Source organism: uncultured Methylibium sp. (assembly GCF_902826655.1).
Lineage (GTDB): Bacteria > Pseudomonadota > Gammaproteobacteria > Burkholderiales > Burkholderiaceae_C > Methylibium.
Map to the genome: position 1 here is coordinate 1 of NZ_CADEFR010000117.1, position 4001 is coordinate 4001.

The 4001-nt window shown below is 69.0% G+C and carries 6 protein-coding genes and 1 tRNA gene; all 7 read right to left on the reverse strand.

What is annotated here, in order from left to right; all coding sequences use genetic code 11:
* On the reverse strand, positions 1–302 hold a 302-nt coding region (gene nuoB / locus QZV97_RS20460), incomplete at its 3' end, for an NADH-quinone oxidoreductase subunit NuoB (RefSeq protein ID WP_295647206.1).
* 12 nt (positions 303–314) lie between these two features.
* The gene (locus QZV97_RS20465) at positions 315–674 is read right to left on the reverse strand and encodes an NADH-quinone oxidoreductase subunit A (RefSeq protein ID WP_295647208.1); all 360 of its coding nucleotides are present in this window, start codon (positions 672–674) and stop codon (positions 315–317) included.
* A 103-nt stretch (positions 675–777) separates the two neighbouring features.
* A tRNA-Leu gene (locus QZV97_RS20470) sits at positions 778–862 on the reverse strand.
* A gap of 138 nt (positions 863–1000) precedes the next feature.
* Positions 1001–1411 (reverse strand): preprotein translocase subunit SecG, encoded by a 411-nt coding sequence (gene secG, locus QZV97_RS20475; protein ID WP_295647210.1) that lies wholly within the window; start codon positions 1409–1411, stop codon positions 1001–1003.
* Between the two features lie 33 nt (positions 1412–1444).
* Positions 1445–2197: a triose-phosphate isomerase gene (gene tpiA, locus QZV97_RS20480; protein WP_295647212.1), complete on the reverse strand. Its 753-nt coding sequence runs from the start codon at positions 2195–2197 to the stop codon at positions 1445–1447.
* Positions 2198–2210: 13 nt separating this feature from the next.
* Positions 2211–3197, reverse strand: coding sequence for an NAD(P)H-quinone oxidoreductase (locus tag QZV97_RS20485; RefSeq protein ID WP_295647214.1), 987 nt, complete (start codon positions 3195–3197; stop codon positions 2211–2213).
* Positions 3198–3260: 63 nt separating this feature from the next.
* Positions 3261–4001 (reverse strand): S1 RNA-binding domain-containing protein (locus QZV97_RS20490; protein ID WP_295647216.1); only part of this gene is annotated, 741 nt, incomplete at its 5' end.

Consider the following 4001-nt stretch of genomic DNA (forward strand, 5'->3'; position numbering starts at 1 on the left):
GAGCCCATGCTCAGCACCCAGCGCGGCTCGGCCATCTGGTCGTAGACCTTGCGCAGCGCCGGCGCCATCTTGTTGCACAGCGTGCCGGCGACGATCATCAGGTCGCTCTGCCTCGGGCTGGGGCGGAACAGCATGCCGAAGCGGTCGATGTCGTAGCGCGCGGCGCCGGCGTGCATCATCTCGACGGCACAGCAGGCGAGGCCGAAGGTCATCGGCCACAGCGAACCGGTCTTCGACCAGTTGATCAGTTTGTCGGCGGAGGTGGTGATGAACCCCTCCTTGAGAACGCCTTCGATGCCCATTTCAGTGCCTCGTCATTCCCAATCCAGGGCGCCCTTTTTCCACTCGTAGGCGAAGCCCACGACGAGGATGCCGAGGAAGACCATCATGGCCCAGAAGCCCGTGGCGCCGATCTCCTTGAGCGAGATCGCCCAGGGAAAGAGGAAGGCGATCTCGAGGTCGAACAGGATGAACAGGATCGCGACGAGGTAATAGCGCACGTCGAACTTCATGCGCGCGTCCTCGAAGGCCTCGAAGCCGCATTCGTACGGGGAGTTCTTCTCGGGATCGGGGCGCCGGGGCCCGAGCAGGAAGCCGATCACCTGCGGTGCCACGCCGACGGCAACCCCGATCAGGATGAACAGGATCACCGGCAGGTAGGACTCGAGGTTCATCGGTTCAGGACCAGGGCTGACATCGTCATCGAAAGACCGAACGACCGGAAATGAGCGCCCGCCATGTGCCGCGCCGGCTCTCGTCGAAGTTTCCGCAAATCCTTGGTGCCGTCGGCGAGACTCGAACTCGCACAGCTTTCGCCACTACCCCCTCAAGATAGCGTGTCTACCAATTTCACCACGACGGCCCGGCACGCGAATCGGTGCTCGGAGGGCGTTCGGATCGCATGAGGTCTGGCTCACCGAACAGCCGCAAATTCTAGCGCCAAACCCTTCGTGTTCCTGACCGGCAAACAGGCTGCAGGCCGGGATCGAAGGGCGATCCGTCACTTGGTCGGGATCTGCGCCGCACCCGATGCCGGCGCTGCAGGCACGGCCGCCGCCGGCTCGCTGGCAGCGGGCGCGGCGCCAGGAATCTGCGCAGCCGGCGTGCTGGCCGCCGGTGCGACGGGCGCTGCCCGGTCGAGGATGCTGCTGCCCCCGCCAGCGGCGTCGCCGCGCAGGTTGCCGAAGTAGGCCAGCGCCAGCGTGCACGAGAAGAAGATCGCGGCGCACACACCGGTCGAGCGCGACAGGAAGTTCGCGCTGCCGGTGGCACCGAACAGACTGCCCGATGAGCCGCTGCCGAAGGAGGCGCCCATGTCGGCCCCCTTGCCGTGCTGGATCAGCACCAGGCCGATCATCACCAGCGCGGACAGCAACTGCACCACCAACACGATCGTCAACAAGGCTTGCATGGAATCGACTCCGGATCTCGAAACGGGAAGCGATCAGCGCACGGCAGCGCGGCAGATCGCAAGAAAGTCCTGGGCCTTCAGCGAGGCGCCGCCGATGAGGCCGCCATCGATGTCGGGCTGGGCAAACAGGCTGGCGGCGTTGTCGGGCTTGACGCTGCCGCCATAGAGCAGCCGCATCTGGTCGGCGCGCGGCGTGGCGGCGCGCAGCTGCGCGCGCAGCAGCGCGTGCACGGCCTGCGCCTGCTCGGGCGTCGCGGTCCGGCCGGTGCCGATGGCCCATACCGGCTCGTAGGCGACGACCATCTCGCCGGCGCAGTGCGCCAGCGTGTGGATCACCGCCGAGAGCTGGCGCTTGACCACCGCTTCGGTCTCGCCGGCCTCGCGCTGCGTCAGCGTCTCGCCGACGCAGACGATCGGCGTCACGCCGCGCGCCAGCGCCGCCTGCGCCTTGTCGGCCACGAGCTGGTCGCCTTCGGCGTGCAGCGCCCGACGCTCGGAATGGCCGACGATCGCATAGCGGCAGCCGAAGTCGGCCAGCATCGCCGCCGAGACCTCGCCGGTGTAGGCGCCCTGCTCGTGCGCCGAGCAATCCTGCGAACCCCACTGCAAGGCGGTGCGGGCGAGGCGCTCGGCGGCCTGCGCGAGGTACGGGAACGGCACGCAGACCGCCGCGTCGGCCGGCAAGGGTCCGGCCGCTCTCAGGCCTTCGAGCAATTGCTCGTTGGCGGCATGGCTGCCATGCATCTTCCAGTTGCCGACGACGAGTTTGCGACGCGCTTCGCTCATGCTCAAGCTCTCCTCACCAGGTCAGCACGATCTTGCCGACGTGCTGGCTGGATTCCATCAGACGATGGGCCTGCACGGCCTCGGCAGCGGGAAAAGTCTTGTAGATGGCCGGCCGGATCGTGCCGGCCGCGAGCAAGGGCCAGACTCGGGCGCGCAGCGCAGCCGCCACGCCGGCCTTGAAGTCGACGGTGCGCGGTCGCAGCGTCGAGCCGGTGATCGTGAGACGCCGGCGCAGCACCGTGCCCGCGTCGATCTCGGCCTTGCTGCCGCCCTGCACCGCGATGATCGACAGCCGGCCATCGTCGGCCAGGCATTGCAGTTCGCGCGCGACGTAGGCCCCGGCGACCATGTCCAGGATGACATCGGCGCCGCGGCCATCGGTCAGCCGCTTGACCTCGACGACGAAGTCCTGGGTCTTGTAGTTGACCGCGTGATCGGCACCGAGCGCCAGGCAGGCCTGCGCCTTCGCGTCGTCGCCGACGGTGACGATCACGCGCGAGCCCAGGGCCTTGGCCAGCTGGATCGCCGTGACGCCGATCCCGCTGGAGCCGCCCTGCACCAGCAGCGTCTCGCCGGGCTGCAGGCGCGCGCGCTCGAAGACATTGATCCAGACGGTGAAGCAGGTCTCGGGCAGGCTGGCGGCCTCGACGTCGCTCAGGCCCGCCGGCACCGGCAGGCATTGCCCGACCGGTGCGACGCAGCGCCGGGCGTAGCCACCGCCGTGCGTCAGCGCGCAGACGCGATCGCCGAGCGCGAAACCGGCCGCCGCCAGCGCCGCCGCATCGCCGGCGACGATGCGGCCGGCCACCTCGAGGCCCGGCAGGTCGGACGCGCCGGGCGGTGGCGGGTAGGCCCCCGACCGCTGCAGCACGTCGGGCCGGTTGACGCCCGACGCGGCGACCTCGATCAGCAGCTCGCCCGCGGCCGGCACCGGCTCCGGGCGCTCGGCCAGGCGCAGGACCTCGGGGCCACCGGGCTGGGAGATCTCGATCGCTTGCATGCGTGCGTGCGCGCGTACGTGCAAAGGCGCGTCACCGGGCCGTGGCCCGGCGACACGACGCCCTCACTCCGGCTGCGACGGGGTGTCGTTGGAGGCCGGCGCCTCGGCCGGGCGGTCGCCCTCGTCGCGACGCTCGCGGCGCGGCGGACGATCGCCGCGGTCGCGGCCCCGGTCGCCACGGTCACCGAAGTCGCGACGCGGCGGACGCTCGGGCTCGACATAGCCTTCCGGCTTCTCGAGCAGCGCCTTCATCGACAGCTTGATGCGGCCCTTCTCGTCGGTCTCGAGCACCTTGACCTGCACGACCTGGCCTTCCTTCAGGAAGTCCTCGACGCGCTCGACGCGCTGGTGCGCGATCTGGCTGATGTGCAGCAGGCCGTCCTTGCCGGGCAGGATGTTGACCAGTGCGCCGAAGTCCAGGATCTTGGTGATCGGACCTTCGTAGACCTTGCCGATCTCGGCCTCGGCCGTGATCTCCTCGATGCGCTTGATCGCGAACTTGGCGCGCTCGGCATCGGTCGAGGCCACGGTGATCGTGCCGTCCTCGGCGATGTCGATGGTGCAGCCGGTCTCGTCGGTCAGCGCGCGGATGGTCGCGCCGCCCTTGCCGATCACGTCGCGGATCTTCTCCGGGTTGATCTTCATCGTGTACAGGCGCGGCGCGAACTCCGAGACCTCGGTCTTGGCTCCGCCCACCGCCTCGACCATCTTGCCGAGGATGTGCAGGCGGGCTTCCTTGGCCTGCGCCAGCGCGACCTGCATGATCTCCTTGGTGATGCCCTGGATCTTGATGTCCATCTGCAG